We start from the raw sequence: 2,245 nt of genomic DNA, 5'->3' as shown, positions 1-2,245 counted from the left end.
ATGCATAATATTCTATATCTACTATCATGATAGATAAAAATATCCACAAAATTCGCCAAAAAAACAAGAACATTATGGCAATTAATATCAATGTAAAAATCTATTTAACCTATTCAAGCACCTATTTCTTTATAAAGAAACATAGGAAAAATGAAAAAAAAAGAAAGGTATAACCCTTCTTCAATAAAATTATTATCTATAATATAAAAATTAGTTCCGATATCCTAAAATATTTTCAGCTATATTGACACAGTGATCTCCGATGCGTTCTAAGTTACTGATGATATCGACAAAAATAATACCTGCAGTTCCAGTGCAAATTCCTTGATTAATTCTACTTATATGTTTCTTCCGCAAGCTCCGTTCCATTTTATCTAGTTGCTCACCTATCTTTTGAACATTTGCTGCAAGTGCTATGTCCTTATCATCAAGCACTGTAATAACATCTTTTAAAATTTTTATTGTCAAATTAAACATATTCTCAATATCTTCTTTAGCATATTCAGTCATTTTCACTTTACTTGACAATTGCTGACTTACCAAATCTACAACAATTTCAAAATGATCCCCAACTCGTTCAATGTCTCTAATTGTGTCCATTAACATACTGTGTTCTTGAGATTCCGTATGAGACATTTTACTCTTAGAAATTAAAACTAAATAATCAGTAATTTTTTTATCTAAATTATTTATAATATCTTCTATCTGAATAGCTGTATCTGCGTGCTTCTGTAAATACGTCCTTTGATAAAGGCTTGCTTCCTCTAAGCCAATAGCTGCTAACTTACCGACACGTAAAACCTCTTCTTTCGCTTGACCTAAGGCAATCGATGACGACTGTTCCACAAATACAGGATTTATGTATTTTGTTTTATACTCATTCATATTGTCCTTACCCGGAATAATCTTTGTCACTAACCACGCGATTGATCCGATAAAAGGTAACAAAATAACAGTATTTGTAATATTAAACGTACTATGTGCAATAGCTATTGTTATTTCTGGTCTTAAATTGAAAATGCCTTGCAAATATTCCATAACGATAGAAAATAAAGGAAGGAATATCATGAAAATGATCGTCCCAATAACGTTAAAAATAACATGGGTTAATGCTGTTCGTCTCGCTGCAATCGAGGTTCCAATAGAAGCTAAAACTGCTGTAATAGTAGTTCCGATATTGTCCCCGAATAATACTGGAAGAGCAGAATAAAGATCGATGACACCTTGTTTATATAAGTCTTGTAAAATACCAATTGTTGCACTCGAGCTTTGGACAATAACCGTAAAAAGTGTCCCAACAAAAACTCCTAGTATAGGAATGTCACTTATACTAATTGTCAAATCCTGAAATACTTGCAAATTTATCAATGGTCTTAACCCGTCATACATTAGTTCCAACCCAAAAAACAATGTACCGAACCCAAAAACAATTTGCCCAAAATTATGTATCTTTTTTCTTTTATAGAAGAAAAGTAATAACGCACCGATAAATATAATTGGTAAGGAATATTCAGCTATTTCTACACCAACTAAAAACTCTTTAAGTGCAGTTCCTATATTCGCTCCCATAATAACACCGATGGCTTGTCTAAGTGTCATAAAACCAGCGCTTACTAACCCCACTGTTATAACTGTAGTTCCACCACTTGATTGTAAAATTATTGTTAAAATAATTCCAGTCAATACTCCAATTATTGGATTAGAGATATATTTATCTAGTAAATCCCTAATTTTTTCACCAGCAGTCTTTTGAAGACCATCACCCATAAATTTGATACCAAAGAGAAGGATACCAAGGCCGCCAACAAATTCAAACACGATCTTCTGGATATCTATTTCCAAAATGTCCAACCCCTCATATACTTCGTCTATAATCGACAAACATCTACAACCTCTACAATTATTAACGATTTATTGTTTTTTTGTAAAGATATTTTGAATAATTAATATTAGAAAAATTTTATACAAGTCAAAAACTCAACTATTTGTTCTTTTCTTGTATTATCAATTATCGAGATATAAAATAAAAACATATGCTCAGAATAACAAATTTTTAGAAAAACTTTGTCGAAGCTAAAAAGGATCTTAATACCTATACATATTTAGAAGGATGTGTTGAAAAAAACATGAATATATTTAAACAACTTTTTACTAGTATTTATTCCCCAAGGACAATCTCCACTTTTCGATTCCAAGGGATTGGTAAGACTATTCTATTTGTATTTATTTTAACATTAGTTAGTAC

2 protein-coding genes are annotated in these 2,245 nt (G+C 30.9%); one reads left to right on the top strand and one right to left on the bottom strand.

Annotated elements, in window-relative coordinates:
• Positions 1–210 precede the first annotated feature (210 nt).
• A complete protein-coding gene (locus HU235_RS22495; RefSeq protein WP_174881656.1) occupies positions 211–1,842 on the bottom strand; it encodes a Na/Pi cotransporter family protein in 1,632 nt (543 codons plus the stop codon).
• Positions 1,843–2,126: 284 nt separating this feature from the next.
• Here HU235_RS22495 and HU235_RS22490 point away from each other — a divergent pair.
• On the top strand, positions 2,127–2,245 hold a 119-nt coding region (locus tag HU235_RS22490; RefSeq protein WP_174881655.1), incomplete at its 3' end, for a DUF1189 family protein.

The organism is Metabacillus niabensis, assembly GCF_902829255.1.
Classification (GTDB): Bacteria; Bacillota; Bacilli; order Bacillales; family Bacillaceae; genus Metabacillus; species Metabacillus niabensis.
This window is presented reverse-complemented; position numbering and strand designations above follow the sequence as displayed.